24 protein-coding genes are annotated in these 21274 nt (G+C 54.5%); 17 read left to right on the top strand and 7 right to left on the bottom strand.

What is annotated here, in order from left to right; genetic code table 11:
- The first annotated feature begins 97 nt into the window (after nt 1-97).
- From cvpA to hisP, 8 genes are all read left to right on the top strand, one after another.
- Nucleotides 98-586 (top strand): colicin V production protein, encoded by a 489-nt coding sequence (gene cvpA, locus WFN75_RS11390; protein ID WP_040074640.1) that lies wholly within the window; start codon nt 98-100, stop codon nt 584-586.
- 36 nt (nt 587-622) lie between these two features.
- On the top strand, nt 623-2140 hold the full coding sequence (purF, locus tag WFN75_RS11385) for an amidophosphoribosyltransferase (RefSeq protein WP_040074641.1): 1518 nt from the start codon (nt 623-625) through the stop codon (nt 2138-2140).
- 89 nt (nt 2141-2229) lie between these two features.
- Nucleotides 2230-2799, top strand: a complete 570-nt coding sequence (locus WFN75_RS11380; protein ID WP_040074642.1) for a UbiX family flavin prenyltransferase — start codon at nt 2230-2232, stop codon at nt 2797-2799.
- A 287-nt stretch (nt 2800-3086) separates the two neighbouring features.
- A complete protein-coding gene (gene argT / locus WFN75_RS11375) occupies nt 3087-3869 on the top strand; it encodes a lysine/arginine/ornithine ABC transporter substrate-binding protein ArgT (RefSeq protein ID WP_040074643.1) in 783 nt (260 codons plus the stop codon).
- Nucleotides 3870-4109: 240 nt separating this feature from the next.
- Nucleotides 4110-4892 (top strand): histidine ABC transporter substrate-binding protein HisJ, encoded by a 783-nt coding sequence (gene hisJ / locus WFN75_RS11370; RefSeq protein ID WP_207292154.1) that lies wholly within the window; start codon nt 4110-4112, stop codon nt 4890-4892.
- Between the two features lie 82 nt (nt 4893-4974).
- The gene (locus tag WFN75_RS11365) at nt 4975-5661 is read left to right on the top strand and encodes a histidine ABC transporter permease HisQ (RefSeq protein ID WP_040074645.1); all 687 of its coding nucleotides are present in this window, start codon (nt 4975-4977) and stop codon (nt 5659-5661) included.
- Complete coding sequence (gene hisM, locus WFN75_RS11360; RefSeq protein WP_040074646.1) at nt 5658-6374, top strand: histidine ABC transporter permease HisM; 717 nt, start codon at nt 5658-5660, stop codon at nt 6372-6374. The genes WFN75_RS11365 and hisM overlap by 4 nt, the downstream gene beginning before the upstream one ends.
- Nucleotides 6375-6381: 7 nt before the next feature.
- Nucleotides 6382-7155 carry a histidine ABC transporter ATP-binding protein HisP gene (hisP, locus tag WFN75_RS11355; protein ID WP_040074647.1) on the top strand — a complete coding sequence of 258 codons (774 nt, stop codon included), beginning with the start codon at nt 6382-6384 and terminating at the stop codon, nt 7153-7155.
- Between the two features lie 22 nt (nt 7156-7177).
- On the opposite strand, the gene WFN75_RS11350 is transcribed toward hisP, so the two are convergent.
- The 4 genes from WFN75_RS11350 to yfcG form a co-directional block, all read right to left on the bottom strand.
- Nucleotides 7178-7702: a GNAT family N-acetyltransferase gene (locus WFN75_RS11350; RefSeq protein WP_046884675.1), complete on the bottom strand. Its 525-nt coding sequence runs from the start codon at nt 7700-7702 to the stop codon at nt 7178-7180.
- Between the two features lie 56 nt (nt 7703-7758).
- Nucleotides 7759-8652, bottom strand: a complete 894-nt coding sequence (locus WFN75_RS11345; RefSeq protein ID WP_046884676.1) for a TIGR01777 family oxidoreductase — start codon at nt 8650-8652, stop codon at nt 7759-7761.
- A 19-nt stretch (nt 8653-8671) separates the two neighbouring features.
- On the bottom strand, nt 8672-9034 hold the full coding sequence (gene folX / locus WFN75_RS11340; protein WP_040074650.1) for a dihydroneopterin triphosphate 2'-epimerase: 363 nt from the start codon (nt 9032-9034) through the stop codon (nt 8672-8674).
- Between the two features lie 69 nt (nt 9035-9103).
- Nucleotides 9104-9724 (bottom strand): GSH-dependent disulfide bond oxidoreductase, encoded by a 621-nt coding sequence (gene yfcG, locus WFN75_RS11335; protein ID WP_046884677.1) that lies wholly within the window; start codon nt 9722-9724, stop codon nt 9104-9106.
- A gap of 136 nt (nt 9725-9860) precedes the next feature.
- On the opposite strand from yfcG, the gene yfcF reads away from it, so the two are divergent.
- The 3 genes from yfcF to yfcD are packed head-to-tail and all read left to right on the top strand — an operon-like array spanning nt 9861 to nt 11721.
- Nucleotides 9861-10505, top strand: coding sequence for a glutathione transferase (gene yfcF / locus WFN75_RS11330; RefSeq protein ID WP_046884921.1), 645 nt, complete (start codon nt 9861-9863; stop codon nt 10503-10505).
- A 53-nt stretch (nt 10506-10558) separates the two neighbouring features.
- A complete protein-coding gene (gene yfcE, locus WFN75_RS11325) occupies nt 10559-11110 on the top strand; it encodes a phosphodiesterase (RefSeq protein ID WP_046884678.1) in 552 nt (183 codons plus the stop codon).
- 56 nt (nt 11111-11166) lie between these two features.
- The gene (gene yfcD, locus WFN75_RS11320) at nt 11167-11721 is read left to right on the top strand and encodes an NUDIX hydrolase YfcD (RefSeq protein ID WP_336996174.1); all 555 of its coding nucleotides are present in this window, start codon (nt 11167-11169) and stop codon (nt 11719-11721) included.
- A gap of 3 nt (nt 11722-11724) precedes the next feature.
- On the opposite strand, the gene WFN75_RS11315 is transcribed toward yfcD, so the two are convergent.
- Nucleotides 11725-12744, bottom strand: coding sequence for a LacI family DNA-binding transcriptional regulator (locus WFN75_RS11315; protein ID WP_040074654.1), 1020 nt, complete (start codon nt 12742-12744; stop codon nt 11725-11727).
- A gap of 250 nt (nt 12745-12994) precedes the next feature.
- On the opposite strand from WFN75_RS11315, the gene WFN75_RS11310 reads away from it, so the two are divergent.
- The 5 genes from WFN75_RS11310 to WFN75_RS11290 all read left to right on the top strand — a co-directional run bounded on the left by WFN75_RS11310 (nt 12995) and on the right by WFN75_RS11290 (nt 16977).
- Entirely contained in the window at nt 12995-13438 is a 444-nt protein-coding gene (locus tag WFN75_RS11310) for a PTS sugar transporter subunit IIA (RefSeq protein WP_336996173.1), read from the top strand.
- A gap of 79 nt (nt 13439-13517) precedes the next feature.
- On the top strand, nt 13518-13790 hold the full coding sequence (locus WFN75_RS11305; RefSeq protein WP_040074658.1) for a PTS sugar transporter subunit IIB: 273 nt from the start codon (nt 13518-13520) through the stop codon (nt 13788-13790).
- A 22-nt stretch (nt 13791-13812) separates the two neighbouring features.
- The gene (locus WFN75_RS11300) at nt 13813-15204 is read left to right on the top strand and encodes a PTS ascorbate transporter subunit IIC (RefSeq protein WP_336996172.1); all 1392 of its coding nucleotides are present in this window, start codon (nt 13813-13815) and stop codon (nt 15202-15204) included.
- On the top strand, nt 15201-16031 hold the full coding sequence (locus tag WFN75_RS11295) for a transketolase (protein ID WP_212477673.1): 831 nt from the start codon (nt 15201-15203) through the stop codon (nt 16029-16031). The genes WFN75_RS11300 and WFN75_RS11295 overlap by 4 nt, the downstream gene beginning before the upstream one ends.
- Entirely contained in the window at nt 16024-16977 is a 954-nt protein-coding gene (locus WFN75_RS11290) for a transketolase family protein (RefSeq protein ID WP_040074662.1), read from the top strand. The genes WFN75_RS11295 and WFN75_RS11290 overlap by 8 nt, the downstream gene beginning before the upstream one ends.
- Before the next feature lie 45 nt (nt 16978-17022).
- On the opposite strand, the gene pta is transcribed toward WFN75_RS11290, so the two are convergent.
- Both pta and ackA read right to left on the bottom strand, forming a co-directional pair.
- Complete coding sequence (gene pta, locus WFN75_RS11285; protein ID WP_040074663.1) at nt 17023-19167, bottom strand: phosphate acetyltransferase; 2145 nt, start codon at nt 19165-19167, stop codon at nt 17023-17025.
- A gap of 77 nt (nt 19168-19244) precedes the next feature.
- Entirely contained in the window at nt 19245-20447 is a 1203-nt protein-coding gene (gene ackA / locus WFN75_RS11280) for an acetate kinase (protein WP_207292150.1), read from the bottom strand.
- A 337-nt stretch (nt 20448-20784) separates the two neighbouring features.
- Between ackA and yfbV the strand changes: the two genes are divergently transcribed.
- Entirely contained in the window at nt 20785-21240 is a 456-nt protein-coding gene (gene yfbV, locus WFN75_RS11275) for a terminus macrodomain insulation protein YfbV (protein ID WP_040074666.1), read from the top strand.
- The last annotated feature ends 34 nt before the right edge of the window (nt 21241-21274 follow it).

Genomic DNA, 21274 nt, shown 5'->3' with positions numbered 1-21274 from the left:
ATTTACGCATGGGAAGGAAATCCCTACGCAAACGTTTTCTTTTTCTGTTAGAATTCGCCCCGAACTGGATGACAGGGCGTTAAATCGTGGGACATATATGGTCTGGATTGATTACGCCATCATTGCGGTGATTGGTTTTTCCTGTCTGGTTAGCCTGATCCGTGGCTTTGTTCGTGAAGCGTTATCGCTGGTAACCTGGGGCTGTGCCTTCTTCGTTGCCAGTCATTACTACACTTACCTGTCTGTCTGGTTCACGGGCTTTGAAGATGAACTGGTCCGAAACGGAATCGCCATCGCGGTACTGTTTATCGCGACGTTGATTGTCGGCGCTATCGTCAATTATGTGATAGGTCAGTTGGTCGAGAAAACCGGTCTGTCAGGTACGGACAGGGTGCTCGGCATCTGTTTTGGGGCATTGCGAGGCGCGCTGATTGTGGCGGCGATACTGTTCTTCCTTGATACCTTTACCGGGTTCTCAAAAAGTGAAGACTGGCAGAAATCGCAGCTGATTCCACAATTCAGTTTCATCATCAGATGGTTCTTTGACTATCTGCAAAGCTCGTCGAGTTTCTTGCCCAGAACCTGATCGGTTCTGAGATGTGGCTTAACGAGGAAAAGACGAATGTGCGGTATTGTCGGTATCGCCGGTTTCATGCCGGTAAACCAGTCGATTTATGACGCGTTAACGGTGCTTCAGCACCGTGGGCAGGATGCTGCGGGTATCATCACCATTGATGCAAATAACTGCTTCCGTTTACGTAAGGCGAATGGCCTGGTAAGCGATGTGTTTGAAGCCCGCCATATGCAGCGTCTGCAAGGTAATATGGGGATTGGTCACGTTCGTTATCCTACCGCTGGTAGTTCCAGCGCCTCTGAAGCACAGCCTTTCTATGTAAACTCCCCGTATGGCATCACGCTTGCTCACAACGGCAACCTGACCAACGCGCACGAGTTACGCCAGAAGCTGTTCGAAGAGAAGCGTCGCCACATTAACACCACTTCTGATTCTGAAATTCTGCTGAATATTTTTGCCAGTGAACTGGACAACTTTCGTCACTATCCGCTTGAAGCAGATAACATTTTTGCTGCCGTGGCTGCCACTAACCGTCTGATCCGTGGTGCTTATGCCTGCGTAGCGATGATTATCGGCCACGGTATGGTTGCCTTCCGCGACCCGAACGGTATCCGCCCGCTGGTGCTGGGTAAACGTGACATGGGCGACGGCCGTACCGAATACATGGTGGCCTCTGAGAGCGTGGCGCTGGATACCCTGGGCTTTGAATTCCTGCGCGATGTCGCGCCAGGCGAAGCGATTTACATCACCGAGAAAGGGCAGCTGTTCACCCGCATGTGTGCGGATAATCCGGTCAGCAATCCGTGTCTGTTCGAGTATGTTTACTTCGCACGTCCAGACTCCTTCATCGATAAAATCTCCGTCTACAGCGCCCGTGTGAATATGGGAACCAAGCTCGGCGAGAAGATTGCGCGTGAGTGGGAAGACCTGGATATTGACGTGGTGATCCCCATCCCGGAGACCTCCTGCGATATCGCACTGGAGATGGCACGTATTCTGGGTAAACCCTATCGTCAGGGTTTTGTGAAAAACCGCTACGTGGGTCGTACCTTTATCATGCCAGGCCAGCATCTGCGCCGTAAATCTGTGCGCCGTAAGCTCAACGCCAACCGCGCTGAGTTCCGCGATAAAAACGTGCTGCTGGTTGATGACTCTATTGTACGCGGCACGACCTCTGAGCAGATTATCGAGATGGCCCGTGAAGCCGGAGCGAAGAAGGTCTATCTGGCCTCTGCAGCGCCGGAAATCCGCTTCCCGAACGTCTACGGTATCGACATGCCAACAGCGAACGAGCTGATTGCCCACGGTCGTGAAGTGGACGAGATTCGCCAGATCATTGGCGCGGACGGCCTGATTTTCCAGGATCTCAACGATCTCATCGAGGCGGTGCGTGCGGAAAATCCGGATATTCAGCAGTTTGAATGCTCAGTATTTAACGGTATTTACGTCACAAAAGATGTCGATCAGCAGTATCTCGACTATCTCGATTCCCTGCGAAATGACGACGCGAAAGCGGTTCAGATGCAGAACGATCTTGAAAGCTTAGAGATGCACAACGAAGGCTAATCGCCGAAGCAAGCGAGGGCAGTGGCCCTCGCTTGCAACTCCTCGCAAAATCCTGCACAGTCAGCCCTGAACTGGAAAGGGCGAAAATCATGAAACGACTGATAGTAGGGATCTCAGGTGCCAGCGGTGCCATATACGGTGTGCGTTTACTGCAGGTGCTGCGTAACGTGCCGGACGTGGAAACCCATCTGGTAATGAGCCAGGCGGCGCGCCAAACCCTCTCCCTTGAAACAGACCTCTCTCTGCGCGACGTTCAGTCTTTGGCCGACGTTATTCATGACGCCCGTGATATCGCCGCTACCATCTCTTCCGGCTCGTTTAAAACATCGGGAATGGTCATACTGCCCTGTTCGATTAAGACCTTGTCTGGCATCGTGAACAGCTACACCGACACTCTGGTAACCCGTGCGGCCGATGTAGTGCTAAAAGAACGTCGTCCGCTGGTGTTGTGCGTGCGTGAAACGCCGCTGCATCTGGGGCATCTGCGTCTGATGACTCAGGCGGCAGAACTGGGCGCGGTGATTATGCCGCCGGTGCCGGCGTTCTACCATCGCCCACAAAGTCTGGATGACGTGATCAATCAAACGGTTAATCGCGTGATCGATCAGTTCGACATTGAACTGCCTGCCGATCTTTTTACCCGCTGGCAGGGTAGCTAAAAATGTGCACTGGCTGAGTGCGATAAAACACCGTGTTGCCCTGTTTCAGGGCAATTATGCAACAGCGATCATATCCTCAACATTTAATTCCTTTTTTGCCCTCTCCTCGCTGCGGTTCGTTTGGCAGACCTGCTATCTTTCACCATTAAGGCATTCTTGCAACCTTTCATTAACATATTAAACGTTGAATTTTCATACCGACGTCAAAATGGCATAAGACCTGCAAGACAATGCCTGCAACACACAACACAACAGATAATAAAATCACGATACTTGAGGGTAAATGTATGAAGAAGACGGTTCTGGCTCTGTCTTTACTGGTGGGATTAAGCGCGGCCGCAGGGAGCTACGCAGCGCTTCCGCAAACCGTACGTATCGGTACCGATGCGACCTATGCGCCATTCTCATCTAAAGATGCGAAAGGGGAGTTCGTCGGGTTTGATATCGATCTGGGGAATGAGATGTGCAAACGCATGTCTGTGAAATGTACCTGGGTAGGCAGCGATTTCGATGCGCTGATCCCGTCCCTCAAAGCCAAGAAAATTGACGCGATTATCTCGTCGCTCTCCATTACTGAGAAGCGCCAGCAGGAGATCGCGTTTTCTGAAAAACTCTACGCAGCAGATTCGCGTCTGATTGCCGCAAAAGGCTCCCCCGTACAGCCGACCATCGACTCGCTGAAAGGCAAGCATGTGGGCGTGCTGCAGGGCTCGACGCAGGAAGGTTACGCTAATGCCAACTGGCGTGAGAAGGGGGTCGATGTAGTGGCCTACCAGAACCAGGATCTGATTTACTCTGACCTGTCGGCGGGCCGTCTTGATGCGGCATTCCAGGATGAAGTTGCGGCCAGCGAAGGCTTCCTGAAACAGCCAGCGGGCAAAGAGTTTGCTTTTGCAGGCCCATCGGTTAAAGACAAAAAATACTTTGGTGACGGTACCGGTATTGGCCTGCGTAAGGACGATACTGAGCTGAAAGCGGCCTTCGATAAAGCCTTCGACGACCTGCGCAAAGATGGGACTTACGACAAACTGGCGAAAAAATACTTCGACTTCAATGTCTACGGTGATTAATCGGCTTTAAGCGAATGCACCATAATGGTGGGTCATTATGGTGCATGGCGGGTGAGCGTGAACCAGAAGAGTGCACATCATGTGCCCGGCTGGTTATAAAGTGAATAATTAAGCAGTAATGATGCACTTTTTGGCGCAAGGCGAGCATATTCTTTTGCCTTGTCGCGTGGATTAATGGCACATTACTTACACCCCGTCGACGTAGAAAACCCGTAAGAAGACAGTTTGTTGAGGATAGATATGAAAAAATTGGTATTGTCACTTTCTCTGGTTCTGGCCTTTTCCAGCGCCACCGCGGCATTTGCAGCAATTCCGCAAAAAATTCGTATCGGTACTGACCCAACTTATGCCCCGTTCGAATCGAAGAATGCGAAGGGTGAACTGGTCGGTTTTGACATCGATCTGGCGAATGAGCTGTGCAAACGGATCAAAGCACAATGTTCTTATGTTGAAAACCCTCTGGATGCGCTGATTCCGTCGCTGAAAGCGAAAAAAATCGACGTCATCATGTCGTCGCTCTCCATCACCGAAAAACGTCAGCAAGAGATTGCCTTTACCGACAAACTCTATGCAGCCGACTCCCGTCTGGTGGTGGCCAAATCCTCCGATATCCAGCCAACCGTTGAGTCACTGAAAGGTAAACGCGTAGGTGTGCTGCAGGGGACCACTCAGGAGACCTACGGTAACGAACATTGGGCACCAAAAGGGATTGAAATCGTCTCGTATCAGGGCCAGGAGAACATCTACGCCGACCTGACTGCGGGCCGTATCGATGCCGCCTTCCAGGATGAAGTTGCGGCCAGCGAAGGTTTCCTGAAGCAGCCGGTCGGAAAAGAATATAAGTTCGGCGGCCCGTCTATTAAGGACGAGAAGCTCTTCGGCGTCGGCACCGGTATGGGGCTGCGCAAAGAAGATAACGAGCTGCGTGAAGCGCTGAACAAAGCCTTTGCAGAGATGCGTGCCGACGGCACCTATGAAAAACTCGCCAAAAAGTACTTTGATTTCGACGTATACGGCGGTTAAGCCCCGCTAAATAACGTGCGCCCCCTCCCGCTTCGGGAGGGGAAAAGACACGGTTGACCACACTCACGACAGGGCAGGCTGTATGCTGTACGGATTTTCTGGCGTTATTCTACAAGGCGCGCTGGTCACCCTGGAACTGGCTCTCAGTTCCGTGGTGCTGGCCGTGCTGATAGGCCTGGCGGGCGCGGGGGCAAAACTTTCGGCAAATCGCGCGCTGGCGTTGATTTTCGAAGGCTATACCACACTTATTCGCGGTGTACCTGACCTCGTACTGATGCTGTTGATTTTCTACGGCCTGCAGATTGCGCTAAACGGCGTGACCGATGCCATTGGCATGGGGCAGATCGATATTGATCCTATGGTGGCGGGTATCATCACCCTCGGTTTCATTTACGGTGCTTATTTTACGGAAACGTTCCGCGGCGCCTATCTCGCGGTACCCAAAGGCCATATCGAGGCGGCCACCGCCTTCGGTTTTACCTCCTCTCAGACCTTCCGTCGCATTATGTTTCCGGCCATGATGCGCTTTGCGCTGCCGGGCATCGGCAACAACTGGCAGGTGATCCTCAAAGCCACGGCGCTGGTCTCGTTGCTGGGTCTGGAAGACGTTGTGAAAGCCACTCAGCTGGCCGGCAAAAGCACCTGGGAGCCGTTCTACTTCGCCATTGTTTGTGGCGTTATCTATCTGGTTTTTACCACCGTCTCCAATGGTGTACTGCTGCTGCTCGAACGTCGCTACTCCGTGGGTGTGAAGAGGGCTGACCTGTGATCGAGATTATTCAGGAGTACTGGAAATCGCTGCTCTGGACCGATGGCTATCGCTTTACCGGCGTGGCCATCACTCTGTGGCTGCTGATTTCATCCGTGGTGATGGGCGGTATCCTGGCGGTGTTTCTCGCCATTGGCCGGGTATCAAACAATAAATTCATCCGCTTCCCGATCTGGCTGTTTACCTACATTTTTCGTGGTACGCCGCTGTACGTGCAGCTGCTGGTGTTCTACTCCGGCATGTATACGCTGGAGATTGTAAAAGGCACCGAAATGTTAAACGCCTTTTTCCGTAGCGGCCTGAACTGTACGGTACTGGCGTTGACGCTGAATACCTGTGCCTACACCACCGAGATCTTTGCCGGTGCCATCCGTTCGGTGCCCCATGGTGAAATCGAGGCGGCGCGGGCTTACGGCTTCTCCTCGGTGAAACTTTATCGCTGCATTATTCTGCCGTCGGCCCTGCGTATCGCGCTGCCTGCCTACAGCAACGAAGTGATCCTGATGCTGCATTCCACCGCACTGGCATTTACTGCCACCGTACCGGATCTGCTGAAAATCGCCCGGGATATTAACTCAGCGACCTATCAGCCCTTTACCGCGTTCGGCATCGCGGCCGTGTTGTATCTGATGATTTCGTATGTCCTGATTAGCCTCTTCCGCAAGGCGGAGAAGCGCTGGTTACAGCATATCAAACCTACTTCGACGCACTGAGAACATGATGGCTGAGAACAAATTAAACGTTACCGATTTGCACAAACGCTACGGCGAACATGAAGTGCTGAAAGGGGTATCGCTCCAGGCGAATGCCGGCGATGTAATTAGCATTATCGGCTCATCCGGCTCGGGTAAAAGTACCTTCCTGCGCTGCATCAACTTCCTCGAAAAGCCGAGCGAAGGCTCTATTGTGGTCAGCGGCGAGAACATCAACCTGGTACGTGATAAAGACGGCCAGCTGAAGGTGGCGGATAAGCATCAGCTGCGGATGCTGCGTACGCGCCTGACGATGGTGTTCCAGCACTTTAACCTCTGGAGCCACATGACGGTGCTCGAGAACGTGATGGAAGCGCCGATTCAGGTGCTGGGCTTAAGCAAACAAGACGCGCGCAAGCGTGCGGAGAAATACCTCGCAAAGGTGGGGATCGACGAGCGCCAGCAAATTAAATACCCGGTACATCTGTCAGGGGGCCAACAGCAGCGTGTCTCTATTGCCCGCGCGCTGGCGATGGAACCGGAAGTGCTGCTGTTCGATGAACCCACCTCCGCGCTGGATCCGGAGCTGGTAGGCGAAGTGCTGCGTATTATGCAGCAGCTTGCCGAAGAGGGAAAAACGATGGTGGTGGTGACGCACGAGATGGGCTTTGCGCGTAACGTCTCTAACCACGTTATCTTCCTGCATCAGGGAAAGATCGAAGAGCAGGGGCATCCGGACGAGGTATTAGGTAACCCCCAGAGCGCCCGCTTGCAGCAGTTCCTGAAGGGCTCGTTGAAGTAGCCTTTTGCTTTCCCCTCTCTCTTTACGGGAGAGGGGAATTGGCCGCATCAGGCTCCAGCCGATACACCCAATCGTCATACCGCACGCCATCAATCTCGTAAGCTTTTTCCAGCACCTGGGTACGGACAAACCCGGCTTTCTCAAGCACCCGCACTGAACCGCCGTTATCCGCCAGTACATAAGCATTGACCGCCTTCACGCCGGCCTGGGTAAACCCATAGTCACACACCGCCTGAAGCGCCTCGCTGGCGTAGCCCTGGCCTTGCGCCTGGGGCACGATGGTATAACCGATATCCGCCTCTTCAGGATGGTGGTCGCTGATTTGCAGGCCGATGTCCCCCAGCGGGGTGGGATCGTCATGGCGGCGAATCACAAAGAGATGTTTCGATGTCAGGCGCAGCGCAAACAGGCGCTGCGTCTCTTTCTCAGGGGCAATGGCGGCCATGTAGCGCATTATCGCCGGATCTTCACGCAGGGCGCGAAAAAAGGGCCAGTCAGAGGGTTCGAACGGGGAGAGGGAGAGCCGGGGAGTGGTAATGATCGCCATAGTCATGCCCTTGCAGGGAAACAGGCGAATAACAGTACCATAACCGGCCGCTACGCTTAACCTACCACATCTCCCAGCGCATCTTCTAAGTCAAACCAACGGAACGCAAAGCCAGCCGCCTCCAGCCGCTTCGGCAGAGCGCGCTGGCCGCCTAATACCAGCACAGCGGACTCTCCCATCATCAGGCGCACCGCCGTGGCCGGAGCGCGAACCACCGCCGGGCGATGCAGCGCATGACCGAGCGCGTGGGCAAACTGCTCATTACGCACCGGGTAAGGCGAGACCATATTGAACGGGCCGCGCAGATCGTTATCCAGCAGCCACAGAATACCGTTGACCATATCATCGACGTGGATCCACGCCAGATACTGCCGTCCATTGCCAATCGGCCCGCCGAGGCCGAGCTTAAATACCGGCAGCATTTTCGCCAGGATCCCGCCCTTCGGGGCCAGGACCACGCCGGTGCGAAGCAGGCAGACGCGGGTGGAATCGCTTTGCGCACCGCAGGCTATCTGTTCCCAGCGGGCGCAAAGTTTGTGGGTAAATTCGTTATGCGGGGGCTCTTCTTCGGTAACGACCACTTCACCCAAATCGCCATAATAGCCCGTCGCCGACCCGGAAATCAGGACCGACGGCGGTGTATTGCTGGCCTTGAACAGGTCAACCAGCCGCTGGGTAATTTGCCAGCGACTGTTACATAAACGCTGCTTCTGCTGTTCAGTCCAGCGTTTGTCGGCGATAGGCTCACCCGCGAGGTTGATGACGGCGTCGAAGCCGTCGAGATTCTGCCGTTCAGCCAGCCCTTTCCAGAGGGTAATATCGCTACCCAGTACCTGCCGTGCTTTTTCCGGGCTGCGCGTCACCACCGTGATCTCATGGCCCAGCTGGCGCAAGCGGGGGATCAGATGACGGCCAATCAGGCCGGTTCCGCCGGTTAACAGAATCTGCATACAACCTCCAGGGTTGCGCTTAGCGTTGCCAGCTTAACGTCATAGAGACGGAGTCGGCGTAGCGCAGCGCATGAAGTTTATCGATTTCGACTTCAGCATAGGTGACCCAGTGATGTTCGCGTGCGAGATCGAGCACATCCTGAGTTAATTTTTCGAGCAATGAGAAGCGGTTATTCTCGACCAGCTGAATGATGCTCTTGGTAATGGTGCGGTAGTTCAGCGCGTCGTTAATATCTTCGCTGGCGCGCGCTTTATCGGCAGGATAGTGAATGGTCACATTGATGACGATATCCTGACGATTAGCGCGCTCTTCCTCTTTAATACCAATATAGGTACGCAGGCGTAAATTTTTGATTCTGATTATTGCGTCGTGTTGGGACATTGCAGGCTTCCTCCGTGTCATTTTCCGCAACATGATACATGAGGATTCATCGGAAAACGCCTGCTTCTATTACGCTTTTAACAGGGCGCGTTGGGTTGCCGGGCGCGTACGTATGCGTTCGAACCAGTTGTTGACCGCAGGCCATGTCGCCAGGTCTACGCGCTGACGTACGTGCTCGTTCACCCAGGGCCAACAGGCGATATCGGCGATGCTATAGTGATCGCCCGCCAGCCACGGTGTTTTTTCCAGCCGCTTGTTAAGCACGTTATAAAGCCGCTGCGTTTCCACCTGATAACGCTCGATGGCATAGGGGATCGGCTGCGGTGCATGGTAGTTGAAATGGTGGTTTTGTCCCAGCATCGGCCCTAATCCGCTCATCTGCCAGAAAAGCCACTGCAAGGTAACATGCCGCTCGCGCAACTCCCCGCTCAATAACGTGCCTGACTTTTCTGCCAGATAAAGCAGGATCGCTCCCGATTCAAACAGGCTTAACGGCTGGCCACCATCCTCGGGATCGTTATCCACGATGGCGGGGATTTTATTGTTGGGTGAGAGGGCCAGAAACTCAGGGCGAAACTGCTCTCCCCGGCTGATATCCACCCGAATCAATTGGTAATCTAGCTGCGCCTCTTCCAGAAAAAGGGTGATCTTATGTCCGTTAGGGGTCGGGGCGTAATAGAGGTCAATCATCTCCACTCCTGTCGCTACATTTTTACGGCACTGGATCGAGTATAGGTGGTGATGCTACATCGTGATTTTTCATCAGGTGACAGAGAGGCCGACAGACTATATGTTGGATGAAAACCCTACAGCCAGTGAGCATCCTATGAATCAACCTGCAATTACTTTGTGGTCCGATGCGGATTTCTTTTCCCCTTACGTGATGAGCGTTTACGTTGCGCTGGCAGAGAAAGGGCTGCCGTTTACCCTGAAGACCGTGAGTCTCGATAAGGGGGAGCACTTAAATCCCCGGTGGCAGGGCTATGCGTTAACCCGCCGGGTACCCGTGCTGGAGATCGACGGTTTTGAGCTGAGCGAGTCGTCGGCCATTGATGAATACCTTGAGGAACGATTTGCCCCGCCGGAGTGGGAGCGAATCTATCCTCATGATCTGCAAAAACGCGCCCGGGCGCGGCAAATTCAAGCCTGGTTACGTAGCGATCTCGGTCCAATACGCGAAGAGCGCGCCACCGATGTGGTGTTCGCCGGTGCCAAGAAACCGCCGCTGAGCACCGGGGCGCAAAGCGCGGCGGGTAAACTTATCGATACCGCGAGCACCTTGTTGGCTCAGGGGCATCAGAATTTGTTTGGCGAATGGTGTATTGCGGATACCGATCTGGCGCTGATGCTTAACCGTCTGATACTGAATGGTGATGAGGTGCCGCCGCGTCTGGCTGACTATGCCGCGTTCCAGTGGCAGCGCGCGTCCGTGCAGCGTTATGTGGCCCTTTCCGCGAAGCGTCCGGGCTGATAAGGCTGGCTGAATAAGGTAAGATAGGCCGTGGTTTTTAGAAGGAGTTATCAATGAAGCTGATGTTTGCCTCAGATATCCACGGCTCGCTGCCCGCAACCGAACAGATCCTTGAACGTTTCACACAAAGCGGGGCGAACTGGTTGATTATCCTGGGTGATGTGCTTAACCACGGTCCGCGCAACGCGCTGCCGGAAGGCTATGCCCCGGCGCAGGTCGCCGAACGTCTGAACGCGTTTGCCTCGCGCATTATTGCCGTACGCGGCAATTGCGACAGCGAAGTCGATCAGATGTTGCTCCAGTTCCCCATCACCGCCCCGTGGCAGCAAATTTTGCTGGAAAATCGCCGTCTGTTTTTGACCCACGGTCACCTTTTTGGCCCCGATAAACAGCCGCCGCTGAACGCTGGCGATGTGCTGGTTTATGGTCATACTCATATTCCAGTGGCGGAGGCGCGGGAGGATATCATCCATTTCAATCCCGGCTCCGTTAGTATCCCGAAAGGGGGATTCCCGGCGAGCTATGGCTGGCTTGAAGGAGACCATTTGTGCGTTATGGCGCTGAATAATGGTCAGGTTATTGCGCAGACAACGATTAATCCGTAATTTACACCTCAACCGTAAACGCGCCGCGAGAGCGCTATGAAGAGAAGGTTTCCCCGATGGTGGAGCAGAGTCATTTGGCAAGTACAGAGTGGGTTGATATTGTCAGCGAAGACAATGAGGTGATAGCACAGGCGAGCCGCGAACAGATGCGGGCGCAGCGCTTGCGTCATCGCGCAACCTACATCGTCGTGCATGATGGGATGGGTAAAATTCTGGTCCAGCGCCGTACCGAAACGAAAGATTTTATGCCGGGTATGCTTGATGCGACCGCCGGTGGCGTGGTTCAGGCCGATGAAGTGCTGCTCGACTCCGCACGTCGTGAAGCGGAAGAGGAGTTAGGTATTGCCGGCGTGCCCTTCGCCGAGCATGGCCAGTTCTACTTCGAAGACGACAACTGCCGCGTCTGGGGTGGGCTGTTCAGCTGCGTCTCTCACGGGCCGTTTGCGCTTCAGGAAGAAGAGGTGAGTGAAGTCAGTTGGATGACGCCGGAAGAGATCACCGCGCGTTGCGATGAGTTCACGCCGGATTCATTAAAAGCGCTGGCGCTGTGGATGACCCGCAACGCCAAAAACGAATCCTCTAAACCGGAAAAAGAGGAAGAGGCGGAATAAGCCTCAGCAACTTTCCCGCAAGCACAGGCTGGACGCGATAGGTTTATGGTCGCGCCAGTCTCCGTCATTCAGACGTTCCAGTAACGCTTTCCCGGCTTCAACCCCGATTTTACGATGCGGTACCGCCATGGTGGTCAACGGCGGCACGCACACGCGGCTCACATCGCTATCGCCAAAACCGACAACGGCGAGATCGTCCGGCACTTTAATTCGCCGGCGTTGGCACTCATAAAGCACCCCGCAGGCCAGCTCATCAGAAACGCAGACCAGCGCATCCAGCTCTGGCCAGGCCAGGAGAAACTCCGGTAGCTGTGATGCTCCGGTCGAGAAACTGGGAGGCAGCGCCGCGTTGATAACCCGGTTTGGCGCCAGGTGGTGACGCAGCATCGCTTTGTACCAGCCCTGCAAATGCTGCTGGAAAATCCACTGCTCCTGGTTAGCGCACAGCAGGCCGATATTCTGATAGCCACGCTGAATTACCATCTCGGTGAGCTCATACATGGCGGCAACGTTATCAATACCGATATTCATATCGATAGGGTCGGCGCGCATCGCCCCCATCTCTACCACCGGAATAGAGCGATGCTGCAGCCAGTGGCGCACCGTTTCGCTGTGCTCCACGCTGAGTAAAATCGCGGCGGCAATGTTCGATGCCAGCAGCGTCTCGAGCAATTTTTCTTCCTGCTCAAGTCGATGCTGTGATTCCGCCAGCATGATCTGATATCCGGCAGGCTGGAGCACTTGCTGCAGGCCGGCAAACATTTCGGAACACCCCGCCTCGGCAAGGTTTGGCACCACCATAGCGATCGTCCACGAAGAGGCCGATGCCAGCGCGCTGGCGGCCAGGTTGGGCATATAGCCCAGCTCATGAACCGCAGCGTCGATCTTTTCACGCAATTTATCAGACACTTGTTCAGGGGTACGCAGCGCCCGCGATACCGTCATGGTACCGACCCCTGCCAGCTGCGCCACGTCTGCAATAGTGACTTTGCCGGTACTTCGCCTTTTTCTGGTCAGAGACATACAGATTCCTGCTGTTTTACAACATGTTGGCACACGTTTTTCTTATCGTTCGTCACGTGCTGTGCTCGAAGTATACGCCTTAAATCCCGTTTTCTGGTTGTGATTTGCTGCGCTGATTGCATTTTGATAGCGCTATCACATTTATGAATGTTAACGATTGGTAGCGCTATCTTTGTGATCCTGATCGCAGCCAATTTGGGTAGGCTTGCATAAAGTTTGCCCATCTTAGCCCCTGAAACGAGGAACAAGCGTGCTCAATAAGTGGATTTTTGAACAGACGATCCAGCTTCATGACAGCGTGGAAAACTGGCCGCAGGCGCTTGAAATTTGCGCGCGTCCGCTGCTGGAGATGAACGTTATTGCGCCGGAGTACATTACGGCGATTGTCCAGCAACACCAGAAGCTTGGCCCCTACTATGTGCTGGCGCCTGGGCTGGCAATGCCGCATGCACGCCCGGAAGAGGGGGCAAAAGGGTTAGGTCTTTCGCTGCTGAAGTTGAAAGAGGGAATTTCGTTTGGTGCAGGTGAGTTTGATCCGGTAGATGTGATCGTCATGCTCGCGGCACCAGACAAACATAGCCACATCGAAATGATCTCCGCGCTGGCAGAATTATTTTCGAGCGATGAGGATATGGCGCAATTACATGTCGCAACGACCCGGGAGGAAATAAAAGCCATTATCGAACGCTTCTAGTTTTAATTCCGACATCGTTTTTAACCACATTACGCTCGAGCGTGATGGGGACGTACTCTACTCAAAAAAGGGCATAACAATGAAAATTATGGCGATTTGCGGCTCCGGGCTGGGCAGTAGTTTTATGGTCGAAATGAACATTAAAAAAGTCCTCAAAAAACTCAATATCGATGCCGAGGTGGAGCATTCTGATCTCTCTTCAGCCACCCCTGGCGCGGCCGACCTGTTCGTGATGGCCAAAGATATCGCGGCCAGCGCCAGCGTGCCGGAGAGCCAGCTAGTGGTGATCCAGAACATCATTGATATCAACGAACTTGAAGCGCAGCTTAGCGCCTGGTTCGCGAAACACTAACCCTGACTGTGACGAGGTGGATATGTTTATCCTTGAATCGCTGAACTTCGTTGTTGATATTTTAAAAGTACCCTCGGTGCTGGTGGGCTTAATTGCATTAATCGGCCTGGTGGCGCAGAAAAAAGGGTTTTCGGATGTGGTGAAAGGCACGATTAAAACCATTCTGGGTTTTATTGTGCTGGGTGGCGGAGCCACCGTGCTGGTGGGATCGCTTAATCCGTTAGGCGGTATGTTTGAACATGCCTTTAATATTCAGGGCATCATTCCGAATAACGAAGCAATTGTCTCTATTGCGCTGGAAAAATATGGCGCCTCTACGGCTCTGATCATGGCCTTCGGTATGGTGGCGAATATTATTGTCGCCCGCTTTACCCGCCTGAAATACATCTTCCTGACCGGGCACCATACGTTTTATATGGCGTGCATGATTGGCGTGATCCTGACGGTGGCAGACTTTGAAGGGGTGGGACTGGTCTTCACCGGTTCGTTGATCCTTGGGCTGGTGATGGCCTTCTTCCCGGCCATTGCCCAGCGCTATATGAAGCGCATCACCGGTAATGATGACATCGCCTTTGGCCACTTCGGTACCCTCGGCTATGTGCTCTCAGGCTGGATTGGCAGCAAGGTGGGCAAAGGCTCTCGCTCCACCGAAGAGATGAACCTGCCGAAGAATTTAAGCTTCCTGCGCGACAGCTCTATCTCCATCTCCCTGACCATGATGATTATCTATCTGATCATGGCGGTGAGTGCCGGACGTGAGTACGTGGAGGCCACCTTCAGCGGTGGACAGAACTATCTGGTCTACGCCATCATCATGGCCATTACCTTCGCGGCGGGGGTATTTATCATCCTGCAGGGTGTTCGCCTGATTCTGGCGGAAATCGTTCCGGCTTTTACCGGCTTCTCCGAAAAACTGGTGCCCAACGCGCGTCCTGCGCTGGACTGCCCGGTGGTCTACCCGTATGCCCCTAATGCCGTGCTGATTGGCTTCCTGTTTAGCTTCCTCGGCGGTCTGGTTGGACTCTTTATCTGCGGGCAGTTTAGCTGGGTGCTGATCCTGCCGGGCGTCGTGCCGCACTTCTTCACCGGTGCGACCGCAGGCGTGTTTGGCAACGCCACGGGCGGACGTCGCGGGGCAATGATAGGCGCCTTTGCCAATGGTTTATTGATTACCTTCCTGCCGGTGTTGCTGCTGCCTGTGCTGGGTGCGATTGGATTCGCCAACACCACTTTCTCTGATGCGGACTTTGGCGCCATCGGCATTGTGCTGGGTAACCTGGCACGCTACCTGTCGCCAATGGCTATTACGGGTCTGGTTGTGGCGGTGTTCGCGCTGCTGGTGGCCTGGAACCTCTTCGCTAAAAACAAAAGTGCGGGTAATAGCGCGCAAGAAAATACCGGAGCCAAATCATGAATGTTAATGAAGTGACCCAACTGGCACGCGAAATCCGTATTGCCACCCTGAAATCGCTCACTCAGCTGGGATTCGGGCACTATGGTGGCAGTATGTCGGTGGTAGAGACGCTGGCGGTGCTGTACGGCGCGGTAATGAAGATTGATCCTGCCGATCCCGACTGGCCTGAGCGTGACTATTTTGTGTTATCCAAAGGCCATGCGGGCCCGGCGCTCTACAGCACCCTGGCAATCAAAGGCTACTTTCCGATTGAGGAACTCAGCACCCTGAACCAGAACGGAACGCGGCTGCCAAGCCATCCGGACAGGCTAAAAACGCGTGGCGTGGATGCCACCACGGGATCGCTGGGGCAGGGGATCTCCATTGCCGGCGGTATGGCGCTGTCGCACAAACTGGCGGGGCGCGCGAATCGCGTCTTCTGCATCGTGGGCGATGGTGAGTTGAACGAAGGGCAGTGCTGGGAGGCGTTTCAGTTTATCGCTCACCATCGCCTGAATAACCTGACGGTCTTCGTGGACTGGAATAAACAACAGCTGGACGGTGAGCTGGATGAGATCATCTGCGCCTTCGACCTGGAAGGAAAATTCCGCGCTTTTGGCTATGACGTGGTTAAGGTCAAAGGGGACGACATTCCGGGGCTGCTTGAGGTGACGTCGCTCATCCCTGAAGCGGATGCTCGACCGCTGGTCGTGATCCTGGACAGCATCAAAGGGCAGGGGGTGCCGTATCTGGAGCAGCTCAGTAACTCCCACCATTTGCGACTGACTGATGACGTTAAAGCCGCCCTTACCGAGACGATTCGCCAGCTGGAGGCCACACATGATTAAGCTTGCACCCACAGGACAAAAAGATGCCGTCGAGATGCGCAAAGTCTATGCCGGATTCGTCGCGAGCCAGATTGAAGCGGGGAGTGAAATTATCGCCCTGGAAGCGGATCTGATGAGCTCCATGGCGATGGACGGCGTGGCGCGCGATTATCCCCAGCACGTCATCAACTGCGGGATCATGGAGGCCAATGTCATCGGTACCGCAGCGGGGTTGTCGCTGACCGGGCGTAAGCCGTTTGTGCACACCTTTACCGCCTTCGCCAGCCGCCGCTGCTTCGACCAGCTGTTTATGTCGCTGGATTATCAGCGTAACAACGTGAAGGTCATCGCCTCGGATGCGGGCGTTACCGCTTGTCACAACGGCGGTACGCATATGTCGTTTGAAGATATGGGCATTGTGCGCGGGCTGGCTCATTCGGTGGTGCTGGAAGTGACCGACGCGGTCATGTTTGAGGATGTCCTGCGCCAGTTGATTGACCTTGAGGGCTTTTACTGGGTGCGAACTATCCGTAAGCAAGCCCCGAGCATCTACGCCCCCGGCTCGACCTTTACCATCGGCAAGGGCAACGTGCTACGCGAAGGAGACGATATTACCCTGATAGCTAACGGCATCATGGTCGCAGAGGCGCTGGAGGCGGCGCGGCAGCTTGAACAGGAGGGCGTCAGCGCGGCGGTGATCGATATGTTCACCCTGAAGCCTATCGACCGGATGCTGGTGAAAAATTATGCCGAGAAAACCGGACGTATCGTTACCTGTGAAAATCACAGTATTCACAATGGCCTGGGATCGGCGGTGGCAGAAGTGTTAGTGGAAACGTGCCCGGTGCCGATGCGGCGGGTGGGGGTAAAAGAACGCTACGGCCAGGTAGGCACGCAGGACTTCCTGCAACGCGAGTACGGCCTGACGGCGCACGACATTGTGTCGGCGGCAAGAGAACTGCTGTAAATAAAAAAGGCGACCATCGGGTCGCCTTTTTAATGCAGCTAAAAGTTACTGCTGCTGCTGTGAAGACTGGATCGCGGTCAGGGCGATGGTGTAGACGATGTCGTCTACCAGCGCGCCACGAGACAGGTCATTCACCGGCTTGCGCATACCCTGCAGCATTGGCCCGATAGAGATCAGGTCTGCAGAACGCTGTACCGCTTTGTAGGTGGTGTTACCGGTGTTCAGATCCGGGAAGATGAACACGGTAGCGCGACCTGCAACCGGCGAGTTCGGTGCTTTGGATTTCGCCACGTCTGCCATCACGGCGGCATCGTACTGCAGCGGGCCGTCGATCATCAGATCTGGGCGTTTTTCCTGCGCAATACGGGTCGCTTCACGTACTTTCTCTACGTCGCTACCTGCACCAGAGGTGCCGGTGGAGTAGGAGAGCATGGCTACGCGCGGTTCGATACCGAAGGCAATAGCGGAGTCTGCGGACTGGATAGCGATTTCAGCCAGCTGCTCTGCGGTTGGATCCGGGTTGATCGCACAGTCGCCGTAAACGTAAACCTGTTCAGGCAGCAGCATGAAGAACACGGAAGAGACCAGAGAGCTACCTGGGGCGGTTTTGATCAGCTGCAGCGGTGGACGGATGGTGTTCGCGGTGGTGTGAACAGCACCGGAAACCAGACCGTCAACTTCGTCCTGTTCCAGCATCAGGGTACCGAGAACCACGTTGTCTTCCAGCTGTTCGCGCGCAACGGCTTCGGTCATGCCTTTGCTCTTACGCAGCTCAACCAGACGTGCAACGTAGCTTTCACGTACCACTTCCGGGTCAACGATTTCGATGCCCGCACCCAGTTCAACGCCCTGAGATGCCGCTACGCGGGTGATCTCGTCCGGGTTACCCAGCAGCACACAGGTCGCGATACCGCGCTCTGCACAGATGGCGGCTGCTTTAACGGTACGTGGTTCGTCGCCTTCTGGCAGAACAACGCGTTTACCCGCTTTACGCGCCAGCTCGGTGAGCTGATAGCGGAAGGCTGGAGGAGACAGACGGCGGCTGCGCTCGGAGGTCGCAGTCAGGGATTCGATCCAGTCTGCGTTCACATAACCTGCCACGTATTCCTGAACTTTCTCGATACGCTCGTGGTCATCAACCGGCACTTCGAGGTTGAAGCTCTGCAGGCTCAGAGAGGTCTGCCAGGTGTTGGTGTTCACCATGAATACCGGCAGGCCAGTCGCAAAGGCGCGCTCGCACAGTTTGCTTACGCGTGGGTCCATCTCGTAAGCACCGGTCAGCAGGATAGCGCCGATTTCAACGCCGTTCATTGCGGCCAGGCAGGCAGCAACCAGCACGTCAGGACGGTCAGCGGAGGTGACCAGCAGGGAACCTGCACGGAAGTGTTCCAGCATGTGCGGAATGCTACGCGCACAGAAGGTGACAGACTTCACGCGACGGGTATTGATGTCGCCTTCGTTGATCACGGTGGCGTTCAGGTGACGCGCCATGTCGATGGCACGGGTCGCGATCAGATCAAAGCTCCATGGCACCGCGCCCAGCACTGGAAGCGGGCTGGTTTCCTGCAGTTTTGCCGGGTCGATTTTCACGACTTTCGCTTTGGAAGAGTCATCGAAAATTTCGGACAGGTCAGGACGGGTACGACCTTGTTCATCAACCGGTGCGTTCAGCTTGTTGATGATAACGCCGGTGATGCTGGTGTTTTTCGCGCCGCCGAAGCTGCTGCGGGTCAGTTCGATACGCTCTTTCAGCTGCTCCTGGGTATCGGTACCCTGAGACATCACGAAGACGATCTCGGCGTTCAGCGTTTTGGCGATTTCAAAGTTCAGCGACTGGGCAAACTGATGTTTGCGGGTCGGAACCAAACCTTCAACCAGTACCACTTCCGCGTCCTGCGCGTTCGCGTGATAGTTAGCGATGATCTCTTCCATCAGCACGTCTTTCTGATTGCTGGAGAGCAGAGACTCAACGTGGGACATTTTCAGCGGCTCTGCGGCGGGCAGATTAGAGTTCTTACGAACAATGCTGGTGGTCTGGTCTGGCGCATCGCCACCGGCACGTGGCTGGGCGATAGGTTTAAAGACGCTCAGACGAACGCCTTTGCGTTCCATAGCACGGATGACGCCGAGGCTGACGCTGGTCAGGCCGACGCTGGTTCCGGTAGGGATCAGCATAATTGTACGGGACACGGTTTATCCTCTTTTGGCTACCGCCGAAGTCAGGCGGGTTTCAAAACAGCACCGCCAGCTAGGCTGGCGGTGTGGAATCAGGCAGTCAGACGGTTCGCGTCTTGCGCGATGACCAGCTCTTCGTTAGTTGGGATAACGATAGCAGGGCGGGTGCCTTCTTTGTTGATGAAGCCAGACTTGCCGAAGCGGGCAGCCAGGTTACGCTCGTGATCAACTTCGAAGCCCAGAACGCCCAGTTTACCCAGGGACAGTTCACGAACCATTGCTGCGTTTTCACCGATACCACCGGTGAAGATAACCGCGTCCAGACGACCGTCCATCAGTGCAGTGTAAGAACCGATGTATTTCGCCAGACGGTGGCAGTAAACGTCCATAGCACGTTTAGCATCTTCTTTGGCTTCGTAGTTATCTTCAACATAACGGCAGTCGCTGGTGACTTCGGTCAGACCCAGCAGGCCAGACTCTTTGGTCAGCATTTTGTTGATGTCATCAACGCTCATGCCCAGGGTGTCGTGCAGGTGGAAGATAATCGCCGGGTCGATGTCACCAGAACGGGTACCCATCACCAGACCTTCCAGCGGGGTCAGACCCATGGAGGTATCAACACATTTACCGTTACGGATAGCAGAAACAGAACCGCCGTTGCCCAGGTGGCAAGTGATGATGTTCACTTCTTCTACCGGCTTGTTCAGGACTTTTGCCGCTTCCTGAGTAACATAGAAGTGGCTGGTGCCGTGTGCGCCGTAACGACGTACGCCATGCTCTTTGTACAGTTTGTACGGCAGGGCATACAGGTAAGACTCTTCCGGCATGGTCTGATGGAACGCCGTGTCAAATACAGCCACGTTTTTGTCTTTCAGCTGCGGGAAGGATTTCAGTGCTTCAGCGATACCGATCAGGTGAGCCGGGTTATGCAGTGGCGCGAAAGAGGCGGAATCTTTGATGCCCTGGATGACAGAGTCGTCGATCACAACAGAGCTGGTGTATTTTTCGCCGCCGTGGACGATACGGTGACCGATTGCCGTCAGCTGAGCAGACAGTTCTGGTTTTTGTGCCAGAATAGTGTTAACGATAAAGTTCAGCGCTTCACTGTGAGCGGCGCCTGCACCTAAAGCCGCTTCTTGTTTGCTGCCGTCCATCTTCCACTTGATACGCGCTTCAGGCAGATGGAAACATTCGGCCAAACCAGAGAGGTACTCGTCACCGTTGAGCGCATCGATGATGGCGAATTTCAGTGAGGAGCTACCGCAGTTCAGAACCAGTACTAACTTACTCGACATGGAAGTACCTATTATTGATACGTGGCTAAAAAAACGTCAGTGAGAATCGTAGCGTAGCGCAAGAATCCGCTGACATTTATGATTAACATCATGCCGAAAGTACTTTTTGGCATGACGAAAGGAATACATAAGATTTTATGCCATTTTGCGCATTTTTCCGGCAATGGCATAATGTGCTTAAACTTGACGAATTTACGATTATCGTCCAGGGCCTTTTCAGGCCGGCACAGGATACCTGATACTGGGTAGTTAAGACAAAAGTTTTTGAACGATGTCATGACCAGTTGGGGATTTGCACGAATTTTTTAATTTTTATATGTGAAGTTGAGGTAAAGCCATGTCGACACCCGAAACCCCCTCAGTGAACTTTTTTAGTCTGTTTCGCCGGGGACAGCACTATTCGAAGACGTGGCCGCTGGAAAAACGCCTTGCGCCTGTCTTTATCGAGAACCGTGTGATCCGTGCTACCCGTCACGCCATTCGCCTGATGCCCCCGATTGCCATTTTCACCCTCTGCTGGCAGATAGCGCTTGGCGGCCAGCTTGGACCGGCCGTCGCCACCGCGCTGTTTGCGCTTAGCCTGCCGATGCAGGGGCTCTGGTGGTTAGGTAAACGCTCCGTTACGCCACTCCCCCCGTCCGTGCTGCAGTGGTTCTATGAAGTGCGCGGCAAGTTGCAGGAGGCGGGACAGGCCCTGGCCCCCGTTGAGGGCAAGCCCGATTACCAGGCGCTGGCCGACACGCTAAAGAAAGCATTTAAACAACTTGATAAAACATTCCTGGATGATTTGTGATTGATCATCGAAACGATCATTAAAAGAAGGCACA

Origin of the sequence: Leclercia sp. UBA7405 (assembly GCF_037152215.1) — a bacterium.
Lineage (GTDB): Bacteria > Pseudomonadota > Gammaproteobacteria > Enterobacterales > Enterobacteriaceae > Enterobacter > Enterobacter pneumoniae.
This window is presented reverse-complemented; position numbering and strand designations above follow the sequence as displayed.

Coding starts and splice junctions, on each gene's coding strand:
- cvpA (WP_040074640.1), top strand. CDS start 98: ATGGTCTGGATTGATTACGCCATCATTGCGGTGATTGGTTTTTCCTGT.
- WFN75_RS11290 (WP_040074662.1), top strand. CDS start 16,024: ATGATTAAGCTTGCACCCACAGGACAAAAAGATGCCGTCGAGATGCGC.
- WFN75_RS11350 (WP_046884675.1), bottom strand. CDS start 7,702: ATGGCGATCATTACCACTCCCCGGCTCTCCCTCTCCCCGTTCGAACCC.
- argT (WP_040074643.1), top strand. CDS start 3,087: ATGAAGAAGACGGTTCTGGCTCTGTCTTTACTGGTGGGATTAAGCGCG.
- purF (WP_040074641.1), top strand. CDS start 623: ATGTGCGGTATTGTCGGTATCGCCGGTTTCATGCCGGTAAACCAGTCG.
- ackA (WP_207292150.1), bottom strand. CDS start 20,447: ATGTCGAGTAAGTTAGTACTGGTTCTGAACTGCGGTAGCTCCTCACTG.
- WFN75_RS11380 (WP_040074642.1), top strand. CDS start 2,230: ATGAAACGACTGATAGTAGGGATCTCAGGTGCCAGCGGTGCCATATAC.
- WFN75_RS11300 (WP_336996172.1), top strand. CDS start 13,813: ATGTTTATCCTTGAATCGCTGAACTTCGTTGTTGATATTTTAAAAGTA.
- yfcD (WP_336996174.1), top strand. CDS start 11,167: ATGGTGGAGCAGAGTCATTTGGCAAGTACAGAGTGGGTTGATATTGTC.
- WFN75_RS11345 (WP_046884676.1), bottom strand. CDS start 8,652: ATGCAGATTCTGTTAACCGGCGGAACCGGCCTGATTGGCCGTCATCTG.
- folX (WP_040074650.1), bottom strand. CDS start 9,034: ATGTCCCAACACGACGCAATAATCAGAATCAAAAATTTACGCCTGCGT.
- yfcF (WP_046884921.1), top strand. CDS start 9,861: ATGAATCAACCTGCAATTACTTTGTGGTCCGATGCGGATTTCTTTTCC.
- hisP (WP_040074647.1), top strand. CDS start 6,382: ATGGCTGAGAACAAATTAAACGTTACCGATTTGCACAAACGCTACGGC.
- WFN75_RS11295 (WP_212477673.1), top strand. CDS start 15,201: ATGAATGTTAATGAAGTGACCCAACTGGCACGCGAAATCCGTATTGCC.
- WFN75_RS11315 (WP_040074654.1), bottom strand. CDS start 12,744: ATGTCTCTGACCAGAAAAAGGCGAAGTACCGGCAAAGTCACTATTGCA.
- yfcE (WP_046884678.1), top strand. CDS start 10,559: ATGAAGCTGATGTTTGCCTCAGATATCCACGGCTCGCTGCCCGCAACC.
- yfcG (WP_046884677.1), bottom strand. CDS start 9,724: ATGATTGACCTCTATTACGCCCCGACCCCTAACGGACATAAGATCACC.
- WFN75_RS11365 (WP_040074645.1), top strand. CDS start 4,975: ATGCTGTACGGATTTTCTGGCGTTATTCTACAAGGCGCGCTGGTCACC.
- yfbV (WP_040074666.1), top strand. CDS start 20,785: ATGTCGACACCCGAAACCCCCTCAGTGAACTTTTTTAGTCTGTTTCGC.
- hisJ (WP_207292154.1), top strand. CDS start 4,110: ATGAAAAAATTGGTATTGTCACTTTCTCTGGTTCTGGCCTTTTCCAGC.
- WFN75_RS11305 (WP_040074658.1), top strand. CDS start 13,518: ATGAAAATTATGGCGATTTGCGGCTCCGGGCTGGGCAGTAGTTTTATG.